Here is a 23,170-nt window from a genome sequence, read left to right as displayed (position 1 = left end):
CGATCGCACGGATGCCGGTAGCAGTCGAGCCAGGGCTTGCAAACCCCTATTGCGCCTGTTCTGTCGTCCCGACCCGCGCCACGCCGCCGTCGCCGAGCGCCGCGAGCGCGGCCTGGGTCTCGTTCGCGAGCGCGGTCGCGGCCTCGACGGCGGGAGCGTCGCTCGGCACGACGCCATCGATCTTGGTCGCCACGCCCGCCTCGGCGTCGCGCGCCGCCTTGTAGGCGGCGGATTGCGCGGCAAGGCGGGTAGCGATGTCGCCGCCCCAGTCTTTCTCCAGCGGTTCGAGCGATCTCAACGCGCGTTCGCGGTCGTAGAGGTAGGTGACGATGTCGCTCGCCATCGGCGCGGCCGTGACGATATGCCCCGAATGCTCGAGCACTACCGCGACGGCATAGCGCGGCTCTGCGGCGGGCGCGAACCCCATGAACAGCGAATGGTCGCGCAGTTTGAACGGCAGCGACGTATCGCCGAGCACACCCGACCGCCGTTCGGCCATCGTGATGCGGCGGACCTGCGCGGTGCCCGTCTTGCCCGCCAGTTCGACGCCGGGCACCTTCAGCCGCGCGCGCCCGGCGGTGCCGCCGCCGTTCACCACCGCCCACATCGCGTCGCGCACTACGGCCAGATGTTCGGGAGTGGCATCCAGGACGGGCGGGTTCCGGTCCACCCTGCGCGCGAGCAGCGTCGGCTGGACCACGCGCCCGCTCGCGATCCGCGCCGCCATGACGCACAGCTGGAGCGGATTGGACAGCACATAACCCTGACCAATCGACGAATTGAGCGTGTCCGCGACCGTCCACTTGTCCTTATATTTCCGCAGCTTCCATGCGCTGTCGGGGACAGTGCCGTAACGCTGCGTCCCGAACGGCAGATCGAATCGCTCGCCCATGCCCAGCGACCTCGCGACCGGCGCGAACGCGTCGTAACCGATCCGCCTGGCCATCTCGTAGAAATAGATATCGCAACTCTGCGCGACCGCCTGGCGCATGTCGACCGATCCGTGACCCCGGCGCTTGTGGCAGTGGAACACACCGCCGCCGACCCGAAGCGCGCCCGAGCACGACACGCGGTCCGCCGGGCTCACCCCGGCCTTCAACAGCGCGAGCGAGTTCATCGGCTTCACGGTCGATCCCGGCGGATATAGCCCTTGCGCGATCTTGTTCATGAGCGGGACGTGATCGTCGTCCGACAGCATCTTCCATTCCAACTGGCTGATGCCGTCGGAAAAACTGTTCGGGTCGTAGGCGGGCATCGACACCATCGCCAGCAACTCGCCCGTGCGACAGTCCATCACCACCGCCGATCCCGAATGCGGGCCCAGCCGCCGCGCCGCATATTCCTGCAGGCCGGCGTCGATCGTCAGGCGGACGTTGCGCCCGGGCTCGTCGAGCTTGGTCTCGAGCGGCTGGACGAGCTTGCCCGAGGCCGTGACCTCGATCCGCTTGGCCCCGGCCTTCCCGCGCAGCACCGGCTCCAGGGTCTTTTCCAATCCGTCCTTGCCCAGCTTGAAGCCCGGCGTGACGAACAGCTGGTCGCGCGTCTCCCGAAACTGCTCCGCAGTGGCCGCGCCGACATAGCCGGTCAGGTGCGCCACCGCCGCGCCCGCCGGGTAATGGCGCGCGAAACCACGTGTCGGAACCACGCCGGGGAGCTCGGGCAGGCGCACGCTGACGGCGGCGAACCGCTCCCAATCCAGGCGCTCGGCCACCTGCACCGGCTGGAACCCGGCCGCGCGCTCCAGATCGATCCGGAGCCTCGCCATCTCCGCCCCCGGAATTCGCAACAGCCGACCGAGCAGCGGCAGCACGCGATCCGGCTCGTGGAACCGGTCGGGGATGATGTCGACGCGGAAATCGGTGCGGTTGTTCGCGATCGGCAGGCCATTGCGATCCACAAGCCATCCCCGCCTGGGCGGCATTAGCGTCATATCGACGCGGTTGCTTTCCGATAGCAGGTTGTACCGCTCGTTCTCCGCCACCGCGAGCCACCCCATCCGCGCCGCCAGCGCGACCCCGAACAGCCCCTGGATCGCACCCAGCAACCCGGCCCGGCGCGTGAAGCTATATGCTTGCGTCGCCTCGCTCAGGATCGGTCGATGGCGCATCAGGCCGGAACTCCGGGTATCTGGCCCTGGGTACGGCGTCGGTCGATCCAGGCGACGATCCGCGCGAAGATCGGGAACAGCAGCACCGACACTGTGATTTGGGTGGCGAGGGCGGGGGAGAGTGGTGCGTATAGTGGTGTGGCGACGACCCGCCCGAGCACCAGCACGCCCGCGATCAGGCCGGCGGCGATCAGCCAGTCCCGCCCGAAATCGCGGTCGCCGGACCGCCGCTCGACCATGTCGATCACCAGAAAGCACAAACTCCACGACAGCACCGCGCTGCCCAGCGGCTGACCGCTCACCAGGTCATCGAAGAAACCTAGCGGCGCCGCCGCCCAGCGCCGGAGCGCGAAGCGGGCGAGCAGCCGCCAGGTCAGCAGCATCAACAGCCCGAGCGGGGGCATGAGCGGCAACGTCGCCACGACGGGCGCCGCCGTCAAGGCCGACGCGCCGATCACCGTGACCCACGGCAGCGCGCGCGCGCGTCGCGGCGGCAGCACGGGGGCGAAAGGCCGGAAGTCGAGCGCGTCGCTCATCGTGCGACCGGCGGATTCGATGGCGGCGGAAGCGGCAGGAAGGGCTGCTCGACCAGCGCGAAATCGAGCGTGTCGGGTCGCGCCACCGTACGCCCGATCACCGTATCGCGACCGGCCGCGACCACGCGCGCGACGGGCACGCCCGGCGCGTACAGGCCGCCTGTGCCCGACGTCACGAACAGGTCGCCCGCCCGAAAGCGCACGCCCAGATCGTCGACCGAACGGATATCGACCGCGCCGTCGCCGCGCCCCGCGACGATCGCGGGCAGGCCGTCGCGCGTCCGGCGCACGGGAACGATGCTGTCCGGATCGACCAGGAGGAGCACGCGCGCCGCGTTCAGCCCGGTCTCGACGATGCGGCCGACCAGCCCATCGGGACCGCGCACGGGCATGCCTGGCCGGACGCCGGACAGGCGACCCGCGTTCAGAAGCGCGAACCGGCGCGTGCTCCCCGCCGTCGAACTCACCACGCGCGCGCTGACCACCGCCGCCGGGCTACGGTCGCGGATCGCGAGCAGCGACCGCAGCCGGCGATTGTCGTAATTGATCGCGCGCGCACGGATCAGGAGATCGCGCGTCGCCGCGACTTCGCGCGTCAGCCGGGCGTTCTCGCCGTGGACGCCGAGATAGGTCCCGACCGCGCGCGGTCCCGCCATCAGGAACTGAGCCCCGCCCGACACCAGCGATGCGACGGGGGTGGTCACGTCGGCGACGGCCATCCGCAGCGCGGAGAATAGCGGGGGATTGAGCGTCGACAGCAGCAGCAGCACTCCACCGGCCGCCGCACCGCCGATCGCGACGACGTAGCTGATCAGGACCCTGTATTGACGACGCCGGGAAAACCCTGTCCGCCGGTCGTCGCCGACCACCACCCGCTTGCTCCCGCCGGATCAGCCGCTCTGGAGGACGCCGCGGTACATCGGATCCTCGAGCGCGCGGCCGGTGCCCAGCGCCACGCAGGTGAGGGGGTCCTCCGCGATGGTGACGGGCAGGCCCGTCTCGTCGCGCAGCACCTCGTCCAATCCTTCGAGAAGCGCCCCGCCGCCCGTCAGCACGATGCCCTGGTCGACGATGTCGGCGGCGAGTTCGGGCGCGGTGTTCTCCAGCGCGACGCGAACGCCCTCCACGATCGTCGCGACCGGCTCGGACAAGGCTTCGGCGATCATGCCCTGATTGATCTGGATTTCCTTGGGCACGCCGTTGACGAGGTCGCGACCCTTGATCGCGACGACCTTGCCGATGCCGTCGGCGGGCGGTCGGGCGATCCCGATCTCCTGCTTGATCCGCTCGGCGGTCGCTTCGCCAATCAGGAGGTTGTGGTTGCGCCGGACATACGAGACGATTGCCTCGTCCATCTTGTCCCCGCCGACCCGCACCGACGTGGTATAGGCGAGCCCGCGCAGCGACAGCACCGCCACTTCGGTCGTCCCGCCGCCGATATCGACCACCATCGACCCGATCGGCTCGGTCACGGGCATGTCGGCTCCGATCGCGGCCGCCATCGGCTCCTCGATCAGCCATACCTGGCTGGCGCCGGCGTTCGACGCCGCGTCGCGGATCGCGCGACGCTCGACCTTGGTCGATCCCGACGGCACGCAAATGACGATCTCGGGAAAACGCCAGGCGCGCATCTTGCCGCCGTGCACCTTGTGGATGAAATGCTTGATCATCTGCTCGGCGACGTCGATGTCGGCGATCACGCCGTCGCGAAGCGGGCGAATGGCTTCGATCGAACCGGGCGTCTTGCCCATCATAAGCTTGGCGTCGTCGCCGACGGCCTTGACGCGCTTGACGCCGTTGATCGTCTCGACCGCGACCACGGACGGCTCGTTGAGGACTATGCCCCGCCCGCGGACATAGACGACGGTGTTGGCGGTACCGAGGTCGATCGCCATGTCGTGTGACATGAACCGGAAGAAACGCGAAAATGCCATCGAACCGGTTCAATCCCGTTTGTCGCCGGCGGCCCCCCACGGGCACAGGCGCTACGCACACGATCCCGCCGGCCCCCGCGTGCCCGTCGCACGTAACTTGGCGCCGGATGCTCGCGTTTGCGGGTCGCGGAACGCCGCCCGGTGCGCTAGGCCATGACGCATGTCAATACGACGCCTGCCCGAACGGCTGGTCAACCGGATCGCCGCCGGTGAAGTGGTCGAGAGACCCGCCAGCGCGCTGAAGGAACTGGCGGAGAACGCGATCGACGCGGGCGCGACGCGCATCGCGGTCTCCTTGCGCGAAGGAGGCGTCGGCCGGATCGAGGTCGCCGACGACGGTTGCGGGATGACGCCCGCCGACATGGCGCTGGCTCTGGAACGACACGCCACTTCCAAGCTGCCGGAAGGTCCCTCCGGCGAAGACGGTGCGATCGAGGCCGTCACCACACTCGGCTTCCGCGGCGAGGCGCTACCCTCGATCGCCAGCGTCTCGCGCTGCACGATCGAGTCGCGGCCGCGCGGCGCGGACGGTTGGGCGCGCGTGGTCGATAACGGCCGTGTGGTGCGCGAAGGTCCCGCCGCGCTCCCGCCTGGAACCCGCGTGATCGTCGAGGAATTGTTCGCCAAGGTGCCCGCGCGGCGCAAGTTCCTCCGATCCGCACGCTCGGAATACGCCGCCTGCCTAGACGTCGTCCGCCGCTTGGCGATGGCGCGGCCGGACATCGCCATGACGGTCGAGCATGACGGCCGTCGCGTGCTCACCGCCGATGCGGGCGACGATCGCCCGTCCCGCGTCGCCGCGCTCACCGACCGCATGCTCGGCGAGAACGCGGTGCCGATCGACGCCGAGCGCGACGCCTATCGCCTCGGCGGCGTCGCGAGCCTGCCGACCTTCAACCGCGGCGTCGCCGATCATCAATATCTGTTCGTCAACGCGCGGCCCGTGCGCGACCGGCTGCTGCTCGGCGCGATCAGGGGCGCATATGCCGAGATGCTGCCGCGCGACAGGCATGCGATCGTCGCGCTATTCCTCGATCTGCCCCCCGAGCTGGTCGACGTCAACGTCCACCCGGCCAAGGCGGAGGTACGCTTCAGCGACGCGGTGCTGGTGCGCGGGCTGATCGTCTCGGGCCTGCGCCGCGCGCTCGACGCCGCCGGACACCGCGCGGTCCGGCGTGCGCCAGAGGCGCCGGTGGACATGTGGCGGGCCGAGCCGATCGCGCCTTCCGCCTTTTCCGGTGCCGACCGCGAGTTCGATACGCTCGTCCTCGATCGTCCGGCGGTCAACGAGGCGCGCCGGACCTTCTTCACCGGACCGCCGCAAGCTCGCGCCGAGCCCGCCTGGTCGCCCACACCGCCCGTCCGGCACCCGCTAGGGGTCGCGCGCGGCCAGGTCGCGACCACCTACATCGTCGCTGAAGCGGAGGATGGGCTGGTGCTCGTCGACCAGCACGCCGCGCACGAGCGTATCGTCCTAGAACGCCTGCGCGCCGCGGCGGCCGGCGGGCGCATACCGGCGCAGGCGCTGCTGCTGCCCGAGGTGGTGGAATTGGACGAGCCCGCCTGTGACCGGCTGGAGGCGAGGGCGGGGGAGCTGTCCGACTTCGGCCTCGAGCTCGAACGGTTCGGCCCGCGGGCCATGCTGGTGCGCGCGACGCCCGCACCGCTAGGCAAGCCGGATGCGGCCGCGCTGCTCGCCGACCTGGCGGACGAGCTCGCGGCCTATGACGAGGCACTGTCGCTGCGGGAACGGCTGGACCACGTCGCGGCCACGATCGCCTGTCACGGGTCGGTGCGGGCGGGGCGTGTGCTGAGCGTCGCCGAGATGAACGCGCTTCTCCGCGAGATGGAGGCCACCCCGCATTCGGGACAGTGCAATCACGGGCGCCCGACCTGGGTCAAGTTGGCGCATGCCGATATCGAGAAGCTGTTCGGGCGACGTTGAACCTAGTCCCGAAACGAAACGGAACGTTTCCCTGGGCCATCCATCCTGCCGCAACCTTCCAACGCGCGCGCGCATTGATGCAGGTGAACCCGCCACGCAACATCCAGGTCACGCGTCATGAAGCACCTTCTCCCCGTCGTCTTCGCAATCATCCCGCTCGCCGCGGTCGTCAGCGCCTGCGTACTTTGCCCCTGAGGCTTACCGGGTTGCGAACCCCGTGCATGGAGACATGAAAAAGGCCGCCGGGATCAACTCCGGGCGGCCCCCTCGATCGGTTGGCGTGGGGTGGGCGTCAGTCCTGCGGCTGCTGCTCCGCAGTCGGGGTGACCTCGGCGGTCGCGCCCGGTTCGGCGTTGGGATCGTAATCCTCGACGAAGCCCGCCTCGTCACGCTCGAACATCGACGCCATGACGTCGACGCCCTCCGCCTGCATCGCGGCCTCCTCGGGCGATCGCGCGACGTTGACCTTGATCGTCACCGACACTTCGGGGTGCAGCGCGACCTTAACGTCGTACACGCCGATCGCCTTGATCGGCTTGTCGAGCACGATCGCCGACTTGGCGACCTTGTGGCCGTCCGCGACCAGCATTTCGACCAGGTCGCGCACCGCGACCGAACCATAGAGCTGGCCGGTGTTCGACGCCTGGCGGATCAGCATGACCTTGACGTTGTCGAAGGTCTTGGCCTCGGCCTCGGCCTCGCCGCGGCGGTTGGCGTTGTCCGACTCGATCCGCGTACGGTTCGACTCGAACACCTTCCGGTTGGCCTCGTTCGCCCGCAGCGCCTTCTTGCGTGGCAGAAGGAAGTTGCGCGCGAAACCGTCCTTGACGGTCACGACATCGCCGATGGCGCCGAGCTTCTCGACGCGCTCCAGCAGAATCACATCCATCGGTCGGTCCTCACTTCACGACATAGGGCAGCAGGCCCAGATGGCGGGCGCGCTTGATCGCGACCGCCAGCTCGCGCTGCTTCTTGCCGGCCACCGAGGTGATCCGGCTGGGGACGATCTTGCCGCGCTCCGAGACGAAGCCCTGCAGCAGCCGCACGTCCTTATAGTCGATCCGCGGGGCATCCTTGGCGGAAAAGGGGCAGCTCTTGCGGCGGCGGAAAAACGGGCGTGCCATTATGCGGCCTCCTCTTGCACATCACGACGGGGGCGGTCGGGGCGATCGCCCCGGTCTCCGCGATCACCACGGTCCGGGCGATCGCCCCGACCCTCGCGACCACCTTCACGGTCGCCGCGGCGCTCGCGATCGCGCTCCTGCTTGCGCATCATCACGGTCGGGCCCTCTTCCAGGCCGTCGACGCGGACGGTCATGTAGCGGATCACGTCCTCGCTGATCTGCGTCTGGCGCTCGAGTTCCGCGACCACATCGCCGGGCGCGTCGATCTCGAGCATCACGTAATGCGCCTTGCGGTTCTTCGCGATCCGGTAAGCGAGCGTACGCAGGCCCCAGTTCTCGGTCTTGACCACGCGGCCATTATTTTCGGTGATGATGCGCGTGGCGTTTTCCGCCAGCGCGTCCACTTGCGCCTGTGCCAGATCCTGGCGCGCAAGGAACACATGCTCGTACAGAGCCATGGTCTTCCTTCGTCTTACACCGATCGCTGACGCCCGCACCATGCGTGACGCCCCTCCGGCTTTCTTTCGTTCCGTGACCGCGCGACGGGAGCCTGCTCCCGCGATCGCGATCCGCGCACCTTAACGACCTGCGCGCGAAAGGCAAGGCTCGGCTGGCACATCGAATATCCGTCGGGCAACATATGGCCGATCGAGCGACGCCTGCATCCGCTCCAACCAGGGGATGCGCCCCGTCCGCGTCGGTTGACCCCCGCCGGGCTGCTCGCCTAGTCGAACGGCGGTCAGCCGTAAGGAGCCTCGATGCGCGCATTCATCTTTCCCGGCCAGGGCAGCCAGGCGGTCGGCATGGGTCGCGCGCTCGCCGACGCCAGTGCCGCCGCGCGCGACGTGTTCGGCGAGGTCGACGAGGCGCTCGGCCAAGGCCTGCTTCGCCTGATGGGCGACGGCCCCGCCGACGAGCTCCAGCTGACGGAGAACGCGCAGCCCGCGATCATGGCGAACTCCATCGCCACCTTGCGCGTGCTGGAGCGCGACGCGGGCGTCAGCCTCGCCGACAAGGCCGACTACGTCGCGGGCCACAGCCTGGGCGAATATAGCGCGCTCTGCGCCGCCGACGCGCTCGACCTGTCCACCACCGCGCGGCTGCTGAAACTGCGCGGCCAGGCGATGCAGCGCGCGGTCGCGGTTGGCGAGGGGGCGATGGCCGCGCTGCTCGGCGCGGATGTCGAGCTGGCGGGCGCGATCGCGGGCGCGGCGATCGACCAGCTGACGGCGGAGGGCGGGCCGGCGCTCGTCTGCACGGTCGCCAACGACAATGATCCGGGCCAGGTCGTCATCTCCGGCCACCGTGCCGCCGTCGAGCGCGCGGTGTCGCTCGCCAAGGGGTTCGGGGCCAGGCGCGGCGTGCTGCTTCCCGTCTCCGCGCCCTTCCATTGCAGCCTGATGGAGCCCGCCGCGCGCGAGATGGAGGCGGCGCTCGCCGACGCCGACCTGCGCGGGCCGTTGGTCCCCGTCTATGTCAACGTCGATGCCGCGCCCGTCGCCGATCCGGTCACGATCCGGCGCCTGCTCGTCGCGCAGGTCACCGGCATGGTCCGCTGGCGCGAGTCGATCGAGCGCATGGTCGCGGCGGGCGTGACCGACTTCGTCGAGTTCGGCGGCAAGGTCCTCAGCCCGATGGTCAAGCGCATCGTCCCCGACGCGAACGCGGTCAGCGTCGTGTCGATGGACGACCTCGACGCGCTGGTGAGTAGAATTTGACGTTCACGCAAAGGCGCAAAGGCGCAAAAATATGAAGAACGTTGAAGCGATCGCCACCAACGTGATTGATGTTTCGCTCCGGTTGCATCGTGATCTCGGACCGGGGTTGCTGGAGAGCGTTTACGAGACCGTGCTCGCAGCCAAGCTGAGCAAGCTTGGCTATTCCGTCGCGCGCCAACGGTCGATTGACATAGAGTTTGAAGGATTACGTTTCGACGGCGCGTTTCGAATTGACCTAATGATCGAAGACCAGCTCCTCATCGAGATCAAGTCGGTTGAGCGACTCAACGCCGCTCATGCGAAGCAGCTTCTGACCTACTTGCGACTTACGAAACGTTCGCTTGGCCTGCTCATCAACTTCGGTGGAGAGACGCTCAAGGAAGGTCTGCGACGCATCGTCAATGACCACCCTTCCTTTGCGCCTTCGCGCCTTCGCGTGAACCAAACTTAAGGAAGTCGAATGTTCGATCTCACGGGCATGACCGCCCTCGTCACGGGCGCATCGGGCGGTATCGGGTCGGCGATCGCGCGGGCGTTGGCGGGGCGGGGGGCTCGGCTGGCGGTGTCGGGCTCCAACGCTGGGAAGCTCGGGGCCTTCCGCGACAGCGTGGGTGGGGAGCATGTCGCGCTCGCCTGCGACCTGTCCGACCCGGCCGCCGTGGACGCGCTCGTGCCGCGGGCCGTCGAGGCGCTGGGCGGGCGGCTCGACATCCTGGTCAACAACGCCGGGGTGACGCGCGACAACCTCGTCATGCGGATGAAGGACGCCGAGTGGAGCGACGTGATCGGCGTCAACCTGGAGGCCGCGTTCCGCCTGATCCGCGCCGCGTCCAAGCCGATGATGAAGGCGCGCTTCGGGCGGATCGTCTCCGTCACTTCCGTCGTCGGCGCGACGGGCAACCCCGGCCAGGCGAATTACGCCGCGTCCAAGGCGGGTCTGGTCGGCCTGTCCAAGGCGGTCGCGCAGGAGCTCGCGACGCGGGGCGTCACCGTCAACTGCGTCGCTCCCGGCTTCATCCGCTCGGCGATGACCGACGCCTTGCCCGAAGCGCAGAAGGCGCAACTGTCCGCACGCATCCCGGCGGGCGTGCTGGGGGCGGGGGAGGACGTCGCCGCCGCGGTCGTTTATCTCGCCAGCCGCGAGGCGGGCTACGTCACCGGCCAGACGATCCATGTGAACGGCGGCATGGCGATGATCTGATCGCTCCGCTAAGGGGATCTGAAGCTTGCGTAGGGCAAGACCCCGTTCTACGTGCGTTCAGGAACACCCAAACTCACGGCCAAAGGGAAGAAGCATGAGCGAGACCGCCGACCGCGTGAAGAAGATCGTCGTCGAGCACCTCGGCGTCGAGGCCGACAAGGTGACCGAGGACGCCAGCTTCATCGACGACCTGGGCGCGGACAGCCTCGACATCGTCGAGCTGGTCATGGCGTTCGAGGAGGAGTTCGGCGTCGAGATCCCCGACGACGCGGCCGAGAAGATCACGACCGTCAAGGACGCGATCACCTACATCGACGAGCATCAGGCCTGAGCCCAACCGCTCGCGAGCAAGTATCAGCGGCTCCCGCCCGGATCGCCGGCCGGGAGCCGTTTTCGTGTCTGACGTAAGGATAGTGACATGCGGCGTGTCGTCGTAACCGGATTGGGCCTCGTGACGCCGCTCGGCGCGGAGGTCGAGCGCGCCTGGAGCAACCTGCTCGCCGGCAAGTCCGGGGCGGGGCCGATCACCCGCTTCGACCCGACCGGCTATGCCTGCCGGATCGCCTGCGAGGTGAAGCCCGCCGGTCACGAATACGGCTTCGACCCGGCCTTGCGCGTCGACCACAAGGTCCAGCGCCAGGTCGACCCCTTCATCATCTTCGGCATCGACGCCGCCGGCCAGGCGCTCGAGGATGCCGGGCTTATCGATATGTCGGAGGAGGAGCGTTTCCGCGCGGGCTGCACAATCGGGTCGGGCATCGGCGGGCTGCCGGGGATCGAGAGCGAGTCGATCGTCCGGCACGAAAAGGGTCCGCGCCGCGTCTCGCCGCATTTCGTCCACGGGCGGCTGATCAACCTCATCTCCGGCCAGGTCTCGATCAAATACGGCTTGATGGGTCCGAACCACGCCGTCGTCACCGCCTGCTCGACGGGCGCGCACGCGATCGGCGACGCCGCGCGGATGATCGCGATGGATGACGCGGACGTGATGCTCGCGGGCGGCGCGGAGGGGGCGATCTGCCCGCTCGGCATCGCCGGGTTCGCCCAAGCCCGCGCGCTGTCGACGAACTTCAACGACGAGCCGGAGCGCGCCTCGCGTCCCTATGACCGCGACCGGGACGGATTCGTCATGGGCGAGGGCGCGGGCGTGCTGGTGCTGGAGGAGTACGAACACGCCCGCGCGCGCGGCGCGAAGATGTATGCGGAGGTGATCGGTTACGGGCTGTCGGGCGATGCCTACCACGTCACCGCGCCACATCCGGAGGGGTCGGGCGCCTTCCGGTCGATGCAGATGGCGATGCGGAAATCGGGCCTCGCGCTTGAGGATATCGACTATATCAACGCCCACGGCACTTCGACCCCGCTCGGCGACGAGCTGGAACTGGGCGCGGTCCGGCGCTTGTTCGGCGATGCGCTGGGCGACATATCGATGAGCTCGACCAAATCGGCGATCGGCCACCTGCTCGGCGGCGCGGGCGCGGTCGAGTCGATCTTCTGCATCCTGGCGATGCGCGATCAGGTCGTGCCGCCGACGCTCAACCTGGACAATCCGAGCGACAATTGCGTCGGTGTCGACTTGGTCCCGCACGTCGCCAAGGACCGTCGCGTCCGCGCCATCCTCAACAACAGCTTCGGTTTCGGCGGCACCAACGCGAGCCTGGTCATGAGGCCGGTGGCGGCGTGAGACGCCTCGGCCGGCTCGGCGGGGCGGTCGGCCTGGCTCTGCTGCTCGCCGCCGTGTGGCTGTCGCGAAGCTGGAGCGGCGATGGGCCCGCCGAACGCCCGCTCACCGTCCAGATCCGCGAGGGGTCGAGCCTCGCCGGGGCGGCGACGCGGCTGGAGCAGGTGGGCGCGATCCGCTCCGCCTCGCGCTTTCGCCTGTTCGCGCGCGTCCTGGGATCGGGCGAGTCGATCAAGGCGGGCGAATACGCCCTTCCCGCAAAGGCGAGCCCTTCCGCGATCCTCGAGCTGCTGCAGGCGGGCAAGGCGCTCCAACGCCTGGTCGCGGTACCGGAGGGCTATCCGTCGGTCATGGTCTACGACGCCGTCCAGCGCGCAAACGGCCTGATCGGCGACGCGCCACTACCAGCTGAGGGGTCGATCCTCCCCGACAGCTACGCGTTCGAACGAGGCCAGACCCGCGCGGAAGTGGTCGAGCGCATGCAACATGCGATGCGCGATTATTTGGCCAAGGCTTGGAGGAAGCGGAAACCCGGGATTGCGGTCGCGTCGCCCGCACAAGCGATCACGCTCGCATCGATCGTCGAAAAGGAGACGGGCAAGGCGTCCGAGCGCCGGACGATCGCCGCCGTCTACGGGAACCGCCTGCGTATCGGCATGCCGCTCCAGGCCGACCCGACCGTCATCTATCCCATCACCAAGGGCCGCCCGCTCGGTCGCCGCATCCTACGGTCGGAGCTGGACGACTCGGAAAATGGTTACAACACCTATGCGCGGTCGGGCCTGCCTGTCGGCCCGATCGCCAACCCCGGCCGCGCGTCGATCGACGCGGTGCTCGATCCGGCTCCGTCCAAGGCGCTGTATTTCGTCGCGGACGGGACGGGCGGCCACGTATTCGCGGACACGCTCGCCGAGCATAACGCGAATGTCCGGCGGTGGTACGCGATCCGAAAGGCGCGCGGTGAGATGTAGCCGATCAGCCCCTCGGGCGGAAACGGCATCACCCTTGATCACATGACATCGTCGATGGCGATCATGAGAACCTTTGAGCGAACGCCGCCGCGGCCCCGAACAGGCCCGGTTGCGGATGGGTGATCAGCTTGACCGGGATCGTCGCCATCATCGCCTGGAACCGTCCCTTCGCGATGAAGCGACCCTCGAACCCCGATCGGAGCAGCTTGTCCTTGAGCCTAAGCCCCAGCCCGCCCGCGATCACCACGCCCTTGCCGCCCTGCGCCAACGCCAGATCGCCCGCGACCGCGCCAAGCGCCAGGCAGAACCGATCGAGCGCGGCGAGCGCGAGCGGGTCGGAGCCATCCAACGCCTCCGCCCAGATCGCCTTGTCGTCCAGGCGATGCACCGGACGGCCCTCGATCTCGGCAAGCATCTCGTAGATCGCGACGATCCCGGGTCCCGAGCAGATCCGCTCCGCCGATACCCGCGTGAAGGTCCGCCGCAAACGCTGGAGGATCGCATCCTCGATCCCGTCGAGCGGGGCGTAATCCATATGCCCGCCCTCGGTCTCGATCACATGGTATCCGCCGCGCCGCTTCAGGACCGCGCCGACGCCGAGCCCCGTGCCCGGACCGCAGATGGTCGTCATTCCCTCGACGGGAAGCGGTATGCTCGGGCCGCATAGATGGACCAGCTCGTCGTCGGAAGCTTGCGCGACCGCGTGCCCGACCGCGCCGAAATCGTTGATCAGGACGTGGCTGTCCACGCCCAACCGATCCGGGATCAGCGACGGTCGAATGATCCAGGGATTATTCGTCATCCGGATCACGTCGCCCGTGATCGGCGACGCGACCGCGATCCCGGCGGCGGCGGGCAGGGGGCGGCCGATCCGTTCCCCGAATGCGGCCCATGCCGTTTGCAGGCTCGCGAACTCGGCCGCTTTCAGCGTGATCGGCTTGCCCAGGCCGACGACGCGCCCGCCCTCGACCTCCGCGATCGCGAAGCGCGCGTGCGTACCGCCGATATCGGCCGCGACGATCTCGGTCACGGCCCGGCCCCCGACGACACCTCGACGCGGGCGCTCTCCCGTTCGCGCTCGATCAGGTCTGAATAGCGATGCCGCGTCGACCCGGACAGCTCCACCGTCCGGCCGATGAAGGTGGCGCGAGCAGGGTGGATCGTCGCCGTCACCACCTCGTCACCCCCACCCTGAGCCGGGATCCCGCTTCTTCTCCCGCGAGTGAAACGCAACGGGATGCCGGGGCAATCCCGGGGTGACGGAAGCATGGGAAAGGTGAATATGGGCTCACGGAGCCCAATGAATGTCGACCGGCAGCTCGACATCGGCGAGCACGCGCCCGATCGGGTGGGGTGAGGACGGCCCCTGCTCGATCGCGCGCTCGATCACCCGGCGCTTGTCGGTTCCCGTGCACGCGATCATCAGCGCGCGCGCGGTGACGATGCCCTGCCGGCTGAGCGACACGCGCGCGACCGGAGCCTCGGGCGGTAGCGGGTCGGGCATCACGCCCAGCGCGCGGCGCTCGCGCGGGCCGCTCAGGGCCTCTTCGTAATCGGGGCCGGGAAAGATCGATGCGGTATGCCCGTCGCCGCCCACGCCCAGCAGGCACAGATCGAGCGGCCAGTGCAGGTCCTGCATCAAGGCATCCGCCGATCGCCCCGCCGCCTTGTAGTCCGCCGTGGCGTTCGGCACGACGGGCATCACGCGCGCGCCCTTTGGGAGGAACGCCTTGGCGATCATGGTGACGTTGCTCATCGCGTCGCCGAGTGGCACGACGCGCTCATCGGTCGGCACGATCGTCACGCGCTTCCAATCGAGCTTCGCCACGGCCAGCTTGTCGTAGATCGGCACGGGCGTCTTGCCGCCGGACAGCGCGATCACCGCCGCCCCGCGCGCCTCGATCGCGCTCTCGATGACGAACTGCACGTCGCCCGCGACCGCGCCCGCCATCTCGGCCGCGTCGTCATAATCCCACCATTCGATCTCGGTCATGTCATACTCCATACCCCTCTCCCGCTTTCGCGGGAGAGGGTAAAGCCCCTACTCGTCGTGCCACGTCACCCCGTCGCGTTCGGTCAGCGCGATCGCCGCCGACGGACCCCAGGTCCCGGTCGGATAGCTTTTCGGCTTCATCCGCGTCTCGGCCCAACCTTGGCGGATCGCGTCGATCCAGCGCCATTGCGCCTCCACCTCGTCGCGCCGCACGAACAGCGTCTGGTCGCCCTCGATCAAGTCGAGCAGCAGCCGTTCATAGGCGATCCGTCGCCGGGACCCCGCGAACTCGGCGTCCATGCTCAGGTTGAGCGGCACCTCGCGCAGGCGTACCCCGTCGCGGTCGAGCCCCGGCTCCTTGGCCATGACCAGCAGCTGGACATACTCCTCCGGCTGCAAGCGGATCACGAGCATGTTGGGCTGCAACCGCCCGCCGCGCGACTCGAACATCGAATGCGGCACCGGCTTGAATTCGATCGCGATCTCCGATCGCCGCGTCGCCATCCGCTTGCCCGTGCGCAGGTAGAACGGGACGCCCTGCCACCGCCAATTATCGATATGCGCCTTGATCGCGACGAAGGTCTCGGTGTCCGACGGCTGGCCGAGCTCGTCGACGTAACCCTTCACGATCTTCCCGTCCGACGCGCCGCCGACATATTGCCCGACGACCGTATGGTGCGCGACCTCGTCCGCGCCGATCTGGCGCAGCGAGTGGAACAGCTTGGACTTCTCGTCGCGCACCGACGTGCCGTCGAACCGCGCGGGCGGTTCCATCGCGATCAGCGCCAGCAGTTGCAGCATGTGGTTCTGCACCATGTCGCGCAGCGCGCCCATGCCGTCATAATAGCCCGCCCGGTCCTCCAGCCCGACCGTCTCCGAAATCGTGATCTGCACGCTGGCGATCCCGCGCGCGTTCCAGATCGGCTCGAAGAACGAGTTCCCGAAACGGAGAGCCAGGATGTTCTGGACCGTTTCCTTGCCCAGATAATGGTCGATCCGGAACGTGCGCGGCTCGGGAAAGGCGGCGAACACCGCCTCGTTGATCTTGCGACTTGACTCTAGGTCGTAACCGAGCGGCTTCTCCAGGCCGATGCGGACGGTCTCGCCCGTCAACCCGATCGAGGCCAATCCCTTGATCGCGGGCTCGAACAGCGACGGCGCGGTCGACAGGAAGATCGCGAGCCCGCCCGACACGTCGCCGACCTTGTCGGCCAGTGGCGCGAAAGCGGCGGCGTCGGACAGGTCCATCGCCTGATAGGCCAGGCGTTTCAGGAACGACGCGATCGTGTCCGCGTCGTTGCGCTCCTTGGACAGGTATTTCTCGAGCGCCGTCTTCGCGAACGCGCGATAGCTCTCGTCATCATGCTCCGATCGCGCCGCGCCGATGATCGTCACGCCCTCGGCCAACAGTCCGTCGGCGTGAAGGCCATACAGCGACGGCAGTAGCATGCGCTGCGCGAGATCGCCGGTCGCGCCGAACAGTAGGAGCTTGTCGACTGGATTACGGGCCATGGTCGAAATTCCGATCAGACGATGAGGCCGGCGAGGGGGTCGAGCCCCGCCATCAGGTTCAGGCTTTGGATCGCCGCGCCTGCGGCCCCTTTGCCCAAATTGTCCAGCGTCGCGACCAGCCGCGCCTGGCGGCTTGCCGGGTCCGCGAGAACATACAGCTGCAGGGCATCGCACGGCGCGCCGTGTCGGTCGAGCAGCAGTTCGTCGGGCTGTTCGTGGTGCACCCGGACAAGCGGTCGCGTCTCGAACGTCGTCGCGAGTTCGGACAGGAGCGCGTCGCGCGTCGGCGCGCCCGGCATGGCCGACAGCGCGAGCGGGATCTCGACGATCATGCCGCGATGCGCGCGCGCCACGCTGGGCGCGAACACCGGAGGGTGCGACAGCCCCGCATATCGCTGCATCTCGGGGACGTGCTTGTGCGCGAGCGCGAAGCCGTAAGCGCGGAACGCCAGGTCGGGGGCGTTCTCGAACCGCTCGATCAGCGCCTTGCCGCCCCCCGAATAGCCGGACACGGCGTTCACCGTGTAGGGCCAATCGGACGGGATCAGGCCGGCTCGCACCATCGGCGCGACGAGCGCCAGGAAGCCGGTCGGGTAGCATCCGGGGTTGGACACGCGGGACGCGCCCGCGACGTCGAAACCCAGTTCGGGAAAGCCGTACGTCCAACCATCGGCGACCCGGTGCGCGCTCGACGCGTCGATGATCCGGGTGCGGTCGTTTCGGACCAACCCGACCGCCTCGCGCGCCGCTTCGTCGGGTAGGCAGAGGATCACGAAATCCGCGTCGTTCAATGCTTCGGCGCGCGCGTCCACGTCCTTGCGCCGGGCCTCGTCGAGCATGATGATCGTCAGTTCCGAACGGCCGGCCAACCGTTCGCGGATTTCCAGCCCGGTGGTGCCGGCCGCCCCGTCGATGAAGACGGTGGTCATGCGGACCCCAGCGCCTGCGCGTCGACATAGCCGACGAGCCCGCATCCCGGCGCGACGCCCCAGGCCCGCCCGCCCGCGAACTCCACGACCTCGAACATTGCCCCGACCTCCAGCGTCGTCATCGGGGCGCCGTCGCCATGACGCGCCGCCAGAAGCGGTGTCGACCGGACGACGATGCGAAGGGTGGGGGCCGCGTAATGCGGCGCGAACACCCGGTCCGCCAACCGCGCGTCGGCCAGGTCGCCGCGAACGGCGTGGGTGGTCGGGTCCAGCCGCACGGATCGACCGGTCAGCGCAAAGCGCCTACGCCCGCCCGACTGCTCGACCGGCTGCCCCGGCGGGGTGGACCGGACCTCCACCCGCGACGCAGTCCCCATCGCCGATGAACTGCCCGAACTCTTCAAGAAATTCCGCCCCTTCGGATGTGCGCGCGACGAAGATGTTGCGCTTGTCGCTGTCGTCGCGTTGGCGGCGCAGATAGCCGAGCCCGCCCAGCCTGTTCAAGGCGCGCGTCACCACGGGCTTGGACACGTTCAGCACCCGCGCCAGGCCCCGCACCGTATGCGGCCCCGGATTGAGGTAGACGACCAGCAACAGCGCCATCTGCCGGTTGGTCAGATCGGGTTCGCCCGATCGGACATAGTCGACCAGCGTCGCCATCCAGGTCGACAGGGCGGAAGGGCCGGAGGGGGCGCGCGAAGGGTAGGCGGCTGTGGCCACGGAAGGTTCCACTTGGCTGTTCCGAAGCCTCGCCCCGGAAATCGTGCTTGCTGAATCCTTAACGCGGTGGGATCGGCATGGTTGCCGCATCCGAAACGGTCTGCCCGTTCCGTCCGACCAGTAGGGCGGCTCGGTTGATCGGGTCGGATTCCCGGCCTATGTGCCGCGCGACCCTTACCTCGCGGATCGTCCCAAACCCTATGTTCGCATTCCTGCTCGTCATCCACGCGCTCATCGCGGCCGCGCTCGTCGCCGTGATCCTCATGCAGAAATCGGAGGGCGGCGGGCTCGGCATGGGCGGCAGCCCGTCGGGGTTGATGTCGGCGCGCGGCGCGGCGGACTTTCTGACGCGCGCCACCTCCGTGCTCGGCACCGCGTTCGTGGTGATGGCCGTGGTGCTCGCGGTGTTCGCCGCGACTCGCCAGACCGCGACGGTGGACACCTCGCTCGCCCGTACGCCGGGTTCGACGGCTGTTCCCCCGATCCGTCCGACCCGCCCCGCCCAGGCCGACGACGCGCCCTTCGCCTCCGCGGCGGGTGCCGCCGCCGCGGACCGCGCCCAGCCCGCCATGCCCGCCGACAACGGCTCGGTTCCGCTCGCCCGTTGAGATTGCCGCACGGCGCAAGCGGGTGCTTGTCCCGCAAGCCCGTTAGACGCTAGGCGACTCCTCCCATGGCGCGGTACATCTTCATCACCGGCGGCGTGGTCTCGTCGCTCGGCAAGGGTCTCATGGCGGCCGCGCTCGCGGCCTTGCTCCAGGCGCGCGGGCACAGCGTACGCATCCGCAAGTTCGATCCCTACCTGAATGTCGACCCGGGCACGATGAGCCCGTACCAGCACGGCGAGGTCTACGTCACCGACGACGGCGCGGAGACCGACCTCGATCTCGGCCATTACGAACGCTTCACCGGCGTTTCCGCGCGCCAGTCGGACAACGTCACCTCCGGCCGCATCTACCAACAGATTATCCAGCGCGAACGCCGCGGCGACTATCTCGGCGCCACCGTGCAGGTCATCCCCCACGTCACCGACGCCATCAAGGCGTTCGCGAAGGCGGAGACCGACGACCTCGACTTCGTCCTGTGCGAGATCGGTGGCACCGTCGGCGATATCGAATCGCTCCCCTTCATCGAAGCCATCCGCCAGCTCAGGAACGAGGTCGGCCGATCCAATTCGGTATCGATCCACGTCACCCTCGTCCCCTTCATCGCCGCCGCGGGCGAGCTCAAGACCAAGCCGACGCAGCACTCCGTCCGCGAGCTCGCCGCGCTCGGCGTCCAGCCCGACGTGCTCGTCTGCCGCTGCGAACAACCGCTCCCGCCCTCCGAGCGCGCCAAGATCGCGCTATTCTGCAACGTCGCCGAAAGCGCGGTCATCCCCGCGCTCGACGCCAGGAGCATCTACGCCGTCCCGCTCCAATACCATGCCGAAGGACTGGACGCCGAGGTCCTGCGCGCCTTCGGCATCGATCCGGGAGACGCGCCCGACCTGTCGCGCTGGGCCGAGATCGTCGACCGGCTCACCAATCCGGAGGGCGAGGTGACGATCGGCGTGGTCGGCAAGTATGTCGGCCTGCAGGATGCGTACAAGTCGCTGAACGAGGCGCTCGTGCATGGCGGCATCGCCAACCGCGTGCGCGTCAACATCCGGTGGATCGACGCCGAGCTGTTCGAGGAAACGGCCGCCGACATCGCCGCCAGCCTCGAGCCGTGCGACGCCATCCTCGTCCCCGGCGCGTTCGGCGAGCGCGGCGCGGAGGGCAAGATCGCCTCCGTCCGCTTCGCGCGCGAGCGGGGCGTCCCGTATTTCGGCATCTGTTTCGGCATGCAGATGGCCTGCATCGATGCGGCGCGCGACGCCGCCGGGATCGCGGCGGCCTCGTCCACCGAGTTCGGCCCCACGCCCGAGCCCGTAGTCGGCCTGATAACCGAATGGATGGGCCGCGAGGGCCTGGAGAAGCGCGAGGAGCAGGGCGATCTGGGCGGTACGATGCGCTTGGGCGCGTACGAGGCCAGGCTCGACGGGAACAGCGTCGCTGCCGCCATCTACGGCGCGACCACGATCCACGAACGCCACCGCCACCGTTACGAGGTGAATACCGGCTATCGCGACGCGCTGGAGAAGGGCGGGCTGGTGTTCAGCGGCATGTCGCCCGACGGCACGCTACCCGAGATCGTCGAGCGTCCCGACCATCCTTGGTTCGTCGGCGTCCAGTTCCACCCGGAACTTAAATCCAGGCCGTTCGACCCGCATCCCCTTTTCGCCAGCTTCATCGAGGCCGCCGTGAAGCAAAGCCGGTTGGTGTGACATGAAGAAGCGCCCGGGCCGTCACGGCCCGGGCGCTCCACAGCGTTCTCAGGGAGGGAAGGACGCCGAGCCGGTTACGCGACGACCTTAAGCGGCCTGCGCCTCGTTGGCACTATTCTCGACGGCAGCCAGCGGCGCGCCCGTTTTGATGGCGATCGTCTTGGGCTTCATCGCCTCGGGGATTTCGCGAACGAGGTCGATCACCAGCAGCCCATCGCTCAGCCGCGCATCCTCGACCAGCACGAAATCGGCCAGTTCGAAGCGGCGCTCGAAGCTGCGGTTCGCGATGCCTAAATGCAGGAACTGCGCGTCCGCGCGCTCCTCCTTCCGGCCGATCACCAGCAGCAGGTTCCGCTGCGCGGTGATCTCGATCTCGTCGCGCGTGAAGCCCGCGACCGCCAACGTTATGCGGTACCGATCATCGGCGATCCGCTCCAGGTTGAACGGCGGATAATTCTCGGCGGACGCCGCCTTGGTGTTCTGCTCGAGCATGTCGAACAGTTGGTCGAAGCCGATCGTCGAACGGCGATAGGGGGTCAGGTCGAGTCGCATATCAAAACCTCCGAAAAGCGAGTTGATGATGAAGCCGAGCACCATCGCGGTGCAAGCCTCGCGCGACCCTTGACGGCGTCGCGCATCGCCGATCTGGTGAACCTCCATCCGACGTCAAGAGGCCGGACCGGTCCTAGTTACGACTTTTTCGGTGCGCGGAACGGCAAACGCCCGGGCCGTTTCCAGCCCGGGCGCCTGCGTGACGATCGCTCGTCAGCCCCCATTTTCCTGGTCCTTCGTCGCGCGCGTAAGTCGCTGCGTCGATGAAGAACCCGTCCCCGAACCACGGCCGTTGCCTGTGTGCCAGTGCGTCGCGGCTAAGCGGATCGTCTCCGCTTGTCACGCATATCGTGCGGCTTCCGAAACGAATCGCGTCGCTATGTGGCCCCGCGGCAACAGCGGGCGCGCGATTGCCAGTCGACCTTGGTCCCGGTAGGCGAGCCGGAACATGATCCTCGCCCCTTACGAACGCATGATCGCCCGGCGCTACCTGCTGCCGGGCAAGGGGGAGGGGTTCATCTTCCTCGTCGCCTCGATCAGCCTCGTCGCGGTGATGCTCGGCGTCGCGGCCCTCGTCATCGTCATGAGCGTCATGAACGGCTTTCGCGCCGAACTGTTCGATAAGATCACCGGGCTGAACGGCCACGCCGTCGTGCAGGGATTCGGCGGACGCCTGCCGGACTGGCGCGACATCGTCCGCGACGCGCGCGCCACGCCTGGCGTGACGAGCGCGGTGCCGCTGATCGAACAGCCGCTCATGTCCAGCTATAACGGCCGGGTCGAGGCCGTGCTCGTCCGCGGCCAGTCGGTCGCCGACATCCGCCGTTCGGTCGGCGGGCAGGTCGTGTCGGGCACGCTGAACGGCGTCGTTCCCGGCAACGGCCGCATCGCGATCGGCTCGCGCCTGGCCGAAGCGCTCGGCGCTCAGGTCGGCTCGGAGGTGTCGCTCATCAGCCCGCAGGGGCAGACTACGCCTTTCGGCACCGTTCCGCGCATCGTCGCCTACACCGTCGGCGCGATCTTCGAGATCGGCGTGTATGACTACGACAAGGCCTATGTCGTCATGCCGCTCGAGGAGGCGCAGACCCTCCTCCTGCTCGGCGACGCGGTCGGCATGGTCGAGGTGCAGACGGTCGATCCCGACCGGGTCGGCGAGATCCTGCGCCCGCTAAGCCGGCGCGTCGGCGGCCGCGCGGTGGTCCAGGACTGGCGCACCATGAACGCGCAATTGTTCGAGGCGCTGGCGGTCGAGCGCGTGGCCATGTTCGTGGTGCTGTCGATCATCATCCTCGTCGCGGTGTTCAACATCCTGTCGTCGCTCATCATGCTGGTCCGCGCCAAGACGCGCGACATCGCCATCCTGCGCACCATGGGCGCGACTCGGACCAGCCTGCTCCGCATCTTCGTGACGGTCGGCACCACCATCGGCGCGCTCGGCACGCTGGCGGGCCTCGTGCTCGGCGCGATCTTCCTCTTCTACCGCCAGGCGGTCGTGAACTTCGTCCAGCTCGTCACCGGCCAGAACCTGTGGGACCCGTCGATCCGCTACCTGACCGAGCTGCCGTCCAAGACCGACCCCGTCGAGATCGTGGCGATCACGCTGATGGCGCTCGTCTTCAGCTTCCTCGCGACGCTTTATCCGGCGTTCAAGGCCGCGAGCACGGATCCGGTCCAAGTGCTGCGCTATGAGTGATGAAGCTTTTTCCTCCCTCGCGCAGCGGGGGAGGGGGACCGCTCGGCGCAGCCGAGGGGTGGAGGGGGTGGGAGCATGATCACCGTCCCGTCGCCTCCCTCCACCATGCTTCGCATGGTCCCCCTCCCCCGCTGCGCGAGGGAGGAAAATATCATATGACCCCGGTTCTCCACACTACAGGCCTGGCGCGTAGCTTCACCCAGGGCGGCCAGACGATCGAGGTCCTGCGCGGCGTCGACCTCCAGG

25 protein-coding genes and 1 pseudogene are annotated in these 23,170 nt (G+C 68.3%); 11 read left to right on the top strand and 15 right to left on the bottom strand.

Annotated elements, in window-relative coordinates:
- Nucleotides 1-46 precede the first annotated feature (46 nt).
- Genes mrdA through ACFE71_RS04970 form a run of 4 tightly spaced genes read right to left on the bottom strand, consistent with a single transcriptional unit; the run spans nucleotide 47 to nucleotide 4,577 of the window.
- Nucleotides 47-2,107: a penicillin-binding protein 2 gene (gene mrdA, locus ACFE71_RS04985; protein ID WP_375427711.1), complete on the bottom strand. Its 2,061-nt coding sequence runs from the start codon at nucleotides 2,105-2,107 to the stop codon at nucleotides 47-49.
- On the bottom strand, nucleotides 2,107-2,643 hold the full coding sequence (gene mreD, locus ACFE71_RS04980; RefSeq protein ID WP_375427710.1) for a rod shape-determining protein MreD: 537 nt from the start codon (nucleotides 2,641-2,643) through the stop codon (nucleotides 2,107-2,109). Before mreD ends, mrdA begins: the two co-directional genes overlap by 1 nt.
- Nucleotides 2,640-3,515 (bottom strand): rod shape-determining protein MreC, encoded by an 876-nt coding sequence (gene mreC, locus ACFE71_RS04975; RefSeq protein WP_375427709.1) that lies wholly within the window; start codon nucleotides 3,513-3,515, stop codon nucleotides 2,640-2,642. Before mreC ends, mreD begins: the two co-directional genes overlap by 4 nt.
- An 18-nt stretch (nucleotides 3,516-3,533) precedes the next feature.
- Entirely contained in the window at nucleotides 3,534-4,577 is a 1,044-nt protein-coding gene (locus ACFE71_RS04970) for a rod shape-determining protein (RefSeq protein WP_375427708.1), read from the bottom strand.
- 160 nt (nucleotides 4,578-4,737) lie between these two features.
- On the opposite strand from ACFE71_RS04970, the gene mutL reads away from it, so the two are divergent.
- The gene (mutL, locus tag ACFE71_RS04965) at nucleotides 4,738-6,522 is read left to right on the top strand and encodes a DNA mismatch repair endonuclease MutL (RefSeq protein WP_375427707.1); all 1,785 of its coding nucleotides are present in this window, start codon (nucleotides 4,738-4,740) and stop codon (nucleotides 6,520-6,522) included.
- A gap of 292 nt (nucleotides 6,523-6,814) precedes the next feature.
- Here mutL and rplI read toward each other — a convergent pair whose 3' ends face one another.
- From rplI to rpsF, 3 genes are read right to left on the bottom strand one after another with little or no spacing between them, the layout of a single operon-like run.
- Nucleotides 6,815-7,411 carry a 50S ribosomal protein L9 gene (rplI, locus tag ACFE71_RS04960; protein WP_375427706.1) on the bottom strand — a complete coding sequence of 199 codons (597 nt, stop codon included), beginning with the start codon at nucleotides 7,409-7,411 and terminating at the stop codon, nucleotides 6,815-6,817.
- Nucleotides 7,412-7,421: 10 nt separating this feature from the next.
- On the bottom strand, nucleotides 7,422-7,646 hold the full coding sequence (gene rpsR / locus ACFE71_RS04955; protein WP_375402389.1) for a 30S ribosomal protein S18: 225 nt from the start codon (nucleotides 7,644-7,646) through the stop codon (nucleotides 7,422-7,424).
- Nucleotides 7,646-8,104, bottom strand: a complete 459-nt coding sequence (gene rpsF, locus ACFE71_RS04950; protein ID WP_375402390.1) for a 30S ribosomal protein S6 — start codon at nucleotides 8,102-8,104, stop codon at nucleotides 7,646-7,648. Before rpsF ends, rpsR begins: the two co-directional genes overlap by 1 nt.
- A 300-nt stretch (nucleotides 8,105-8,404) precedes the next feature.
- Between rpsF and fabD the strand changes: the two genes are divergently transcribed.
- The 6 genes from fabD (at nucleotide 8,405) to mltG (ending at nucleotide 13,217) form a co-directional block, all read left to right on the top strand.
- A complete protein-coding gene (gene fabD / locus ACFE71_RS04945; protein ID WP_375427705.1) occupies nucleotides 8,405-9,364 on the top strand; it encodes an ACP S-malonyltransferase in 960 nt (319 codons plus the stop codon).
- A gap of 31 nt (nucleotides 9,365-9,395) precedes the next feature.
- Nucleotides 9,396-9,815 (top strand): GxxExxY protein, encoded by a 420-nt coding sequence (locus tag ACFE71_RS04940; protein WP_375427704.1) that lies wholly within the window; start codon nucleotides 9,396-9,398, stop codon nucleotides 9,813-9,815.
- Between the two features lie 9 nt (nucleotides 9,816-9,824).
- Nucleotides 9,825-10,565 (top strand): 3-oxoacyl-[acyl-carrier-protein] reductase, encoded by a 741-nt coding sequence (fabG, locus tag ACFE71_RS04935; RefSeq protein WP_375427703.1) that lies wholly within the window; start codon nucleotides 9,825-9,827, stop codon nucleotides 10,563-10,565.
- 94 nt (nucleotides 10,566-10,659) lie between these two features.
- The gene (locus ACFE71_RS04930) at nucleotides 10,660-10,896 is read left to right on the top strand and encodes an acyl carrier protein (protein ID WP_375427702.1); all 237 of its coding nucleotides are present in this window, start codon (nucleotides 10,660-10,662) and stop codon (nucleotides 10,894-10,896) included.
- An 87-nt stretch (nucleotides 10,897-10,983) separates the two neighbouring features.
- The gene (gene fabF / locus ACFE71_RS04925) at nucleotides 10,984-12,249 is read left to right on the top strand and encodes a beta-ketoacyl-ACP synthase II (protein WP_375427701.1); all 1,266 of its coding nucleotides are present in this window, start codon (nucleotides 10,984-10,986) and stop codon (nucleotides 12,247-12,249) included.
- Entirely contained in the window at nucleotides 12,246-13,217 is a 972-nt protein-coding gene (gene mltG / locus ACFE71_RS04920; protein WP_375427700.1) for an endolytic transglycosylase MltG, read from the top strand. The genes fabF and mltG overlap by 4 nt, the downstream gene beginning before the upstream one ends.
- Nucleotides 13,218-13,278: 61 nt before the next feature.
- On the opposite strand, the gene glk is transcribed toward mltG, so the two are convergent.
- From glk to ACFE71_RS04885, 7 genes are all read right to left on the bottom strand, one after another.
- Entirely contained in the window at nucleotides 13,279-14,247 is a 969-nt protein-coding gene (glk, locus tag ACFE71_RS04915) for a glucokinase (RefSeq protein WP_375427699.1), read from the bottom strand.
- On the bottom strand, nucleotides 14,244-14,390 hold the full coding sequence (locus ACFE71_RS04910; RefSeq protein WP_375427698.1) for a hypothetical protein: 147 nt from the start codon (nucleotides 14,388-14,390) through the stop codon (nucleotides 14,244-14,246). The genes glk and ACFE71_RS04910 overlap by 4 nt, the downstream gene beginning before the upstream one ends.
- Nucleotides 14,391-14,505: 115 nt before the next feature.
- Complete coding sequence (gene pgl / locus ACFE71_RS04905) at nucleotides 14,506-15,210, bottom strand: 6-phosphogluconolactonase (RefSeq protein ID WP_375427697.1); 705 nt, start codon at nucleotides 15,208-15,210, stop codon at nucleotides 14,506-14,508.
- 48 nt (nucleotides 15,211-15,258) lie between these two features.
- A complete protein-coding gene (gene zwf / locus ACFE71_RS04900) occupies nucleotides 15,259-16,722 on the bottom strand; it encodes a glucose-6-phosphate dehydrogenase (RefSeq protein WP_375427696.1) in 1,464 nt (487 codons plus the stop codon).
- 14 nt (nucleotides 16,723-16,736) lie between these two features.
- Entirely contained in the window at nucleotides 16,737-17,651 is a 915-nt protein-coding gene (argC, locus tag ACFE71_RS04895) for an N-acetyl-gamma-glutamyl-phosphate reductase (RefSeq protein ID WP_375427695.1), read from the bottom strand.
- On the bottom strand, nucleotides 17,648-17,929 hold the full coding sequence (locus tag ACFE71_RS04890) for an SH3 domain-containing protein (RefSeq protein ID WP_375427694.1): 282 nt from the start codon (nucleotides 17,927-17,929) through the stop codon (nucleotides 17,648-17,650). The genes argC and ACFE71_RS04890 overlap by 4 nt, the downstream gene beginning before the upstream one ends.
- Nucleotides 17,930-17,954: 25 nt before the next feature.
- Nucleotides 17,955-18,311 carry a MarR family transcriptional regulator gene (locus tag ACFE71_RS04885; protein WP_375427748.1) on the bottom strand — a complete coding sequence of 119 codons (357 nt, stop codon included), beginning with the start codon at nucleotides 18,309-18,311 and terminating at the stop codon, nucleotides 17,955-17,957.
- Between the two features lie 260 nt (nucleotides 18,312-18,571).
- Here ACFE71_RS04885 and secG point away from each other — a divergent pair, with 260 nt between their 5' ends.
- Together secG and ACFE71_RS04875 are read left to right on the top strand one after the other, a co-directional pair.
- Nucleotides 18,572-18,979: a preprotein translocase subunit SecG gene (secG, locus tag ACFE71_RS04880; protein ID WP_375427693.1), complete on the top strand. Its 408-nt coding sequence runs from the start codon at nucleotides 18,572-18,574 to the stop codon at nucleotides 18,977-18,979.
- Nucleotides 18,980-19,044: 65 nt separating this feature from the next.
- The gene (locus ACFE71_RS04875) at nucleotides 19,045-20,679 is read left to right on the top strand and encodes a CTP synthase (protein WP_375427692.1); all 1,635 of its coding nucleotides are present in this window, start codon (nucleotides 19,045-19,047) and stop codon (nucleotides 20,677-20,679) included.
- 87 nt (nucleotides 20,680-20,766) lie between these two features.
- Here ACFE71_RS04875 and ACFE71_RS04870 read toward each other — a convergent pair whose 3' ends face one another.
- Nucleotides 20,767-21,231, bottom strand: a complete 465-nt coding sequence (locus ACFE71_RS04870) for an Hsp20 family protein (RefSeq protein WP_375427691.1) — start codon at nucleotides 21,229-21,231, stop codon at nucleotides 20,767-20,769.
- 448 nt (nucleotides 21,232-21,679) lie between these two features.
- Between ACFE71_RS04870 and ACFE71_RS04865 the strand changes: the two genes are divergently transcribed.
- Nucleotides 21,680-22,924: a lipoprotein-releasing ABC transporter permease subunit gene (locus ACFE71_RS04865; RefSeq protein ID WP_375427690.1), complete on the top strand. Its 1,245-nt coding sequence runs from the start codon at nucleotides 21,680-21,682 to the stop codon at nucleotides 22,922-22,924.
- A gap of 155 nt (nucleotides 22,925-23,079) precedes the next feature.
- Nucleotides 23,080-23,170: pseudogene (locus ACFE71_RS04860) on the top strand (ABC transporter); the annotation flags it as partial.

The sequence above is a fragment of the uncultured Sphingomonas sp. genome, assembly GCF_964237155.1.
GTDB lineage: Bacteria > Pseudomonadota > Alphaproteobacteria > Sphingomonadales > Sphingomonadaceae > Sphingomonas.
This window is presented reverse-complemented; position numbering and strand designations above follow the sequence as displayed.

Excerpts from the sequence above, each read along its gene's own strand:
- ACFE71_RS04885 (WP_375427748.1), bottom strand. The coding sequence starts at position 18,311 with ATGGCGACGCTGGTCGACTATGTCCGATCGGGCGAACCCGATCTGACC.
- ACFE71_RS04930 (WP_375427702.1), top strand. The coding sequence starts at position 10,660 with ATGAGCGAGACCGCCGACCGCGTGAAGAAGATCGTCGTCGAGCACCTC.
- zwf (WP_375427696.1), bottom strand. The coding sequence starts at position 16,722 with ATGGCCCGTAATCCAGTCGACAAGCTCCTACTGTTCGGCGCGACCGGC.
- ACFE71_RS04970 (WP_375427708.1), bottom strand. The coding sequence starts at position 4,577 with ATGGCATTTTCGCGTTTCTTCCGGTTCATGTCACACGACATGGCGATC.
- mutL (WP_375427707.1), top strand. The coding sequence starts at position 4,738 with ATGTCAATACGACGCCTGCCCGAACGGCTGGTCAACCGGATCGCCGCC.
- fabD (WP_375427705.1), top strand. The coding sequence starts at position 8,405 with ATGCGCGCATTCATCTTTCCCGGCCAGGGCAGCCAGGCGGTCGGCATG.
- ACFE71_RS04865 (WP_375427690.1), top strand. The coding sequence starts at position 21,680 with ATGATCCTCGCCCCTTACGAACGCATGATCGCCCGGCGCTACCTGCTG.
- fabG (WP_375427703.1), top strand. The coding sequence starts at position 9,825 with ATGTTCGATCTCACGGGCATGACCGCCCTCGTCACGGGCGCATCGGGC.
- mrdA (WP_375427711.1), bottom strand. The coding sequence starts at position 2,107 with ATGCGCCATCGACCGATCCTGAGCGAGGCGACGCAAGCATATAGCTTC.
- argC (WP_375427695.1), bottom strand. The coding sequence starts at position 17,651 with ATGACCACCGTCTTCATCGACGGGGCGGCCGGCACCACCGGGCTGGAA.
- mreD (WP_375427710.1), bottom strand. The coding sequence starts at position 2,643 with ATGAGCGACGCGCTCGACTTCCGGCCTTTCGCCCCCGTGCTGCCGCCG.
- rpsF (WP_375402390.1), bottom strand. The coding sequence starts at position 8,104 with ATGGCTCTGTACGAGCATGTGTTCCTTGCGCGCCAGGATCTGGCACAG.
- fabF (WP_375427701.1), top strand. The coding sequence starts at position 10,984 with ATGCGGCGTGTCGTCGTAACCGGATTGGGCCTCGTGACGCCGCTCGGC.
- rplI (WP_375427706.1), bottom strand. The coding sequence starts at position 7,411 with ATGGATGTGATTCTGCTGGAGCGCGTCGAGAAGCTCGGCGCCATCGGC.
- ACFE71_RS04875 (WP_375427692.1), top strand. The coding sequence starts at position 19,045 with ATGGCGCGGTACATCTTCATCACCGGCGGCGTGGTCTCGTCGCTCGGC.
- ACFE71_RS04940 (WP_375427704.1), top strand. The coding sequence starts at position 9,396 with ATGAAGAACGTTGAAGCGATCGCCACCAACGTGATTGATGTTTCGCTC.
- pgl (WP_375427697.1), bottom strand. The coding sequence starts at position 15,210 with ATGACCGAGATCGAATGGTGGGATTATGACGACGCGGCCGAGATGGCG.
- secG (WP_375427693.1), top strand. The coding sequence starts at position 18,572 with ATGTTCGCATTCCTGCTCGTCATCCACGCGCTCATCGCGGCCGCGCTC.
- ACFE71_RS04870 (WP_375427691.1), bottom strand. The coding sequence starts at position 21,231 with ATGCGACTCGACCTGACCCCCTATCGCCGTTCGACGATCGGCTTCGAC.
- rpsR (WP_375402389.1), bottom strand. The coding sequence starts at position 7,646 with ATGGCACGCCCGTTTTTCCGCCGCCGCAAGAGCTGCCCCTTTTCCGCC.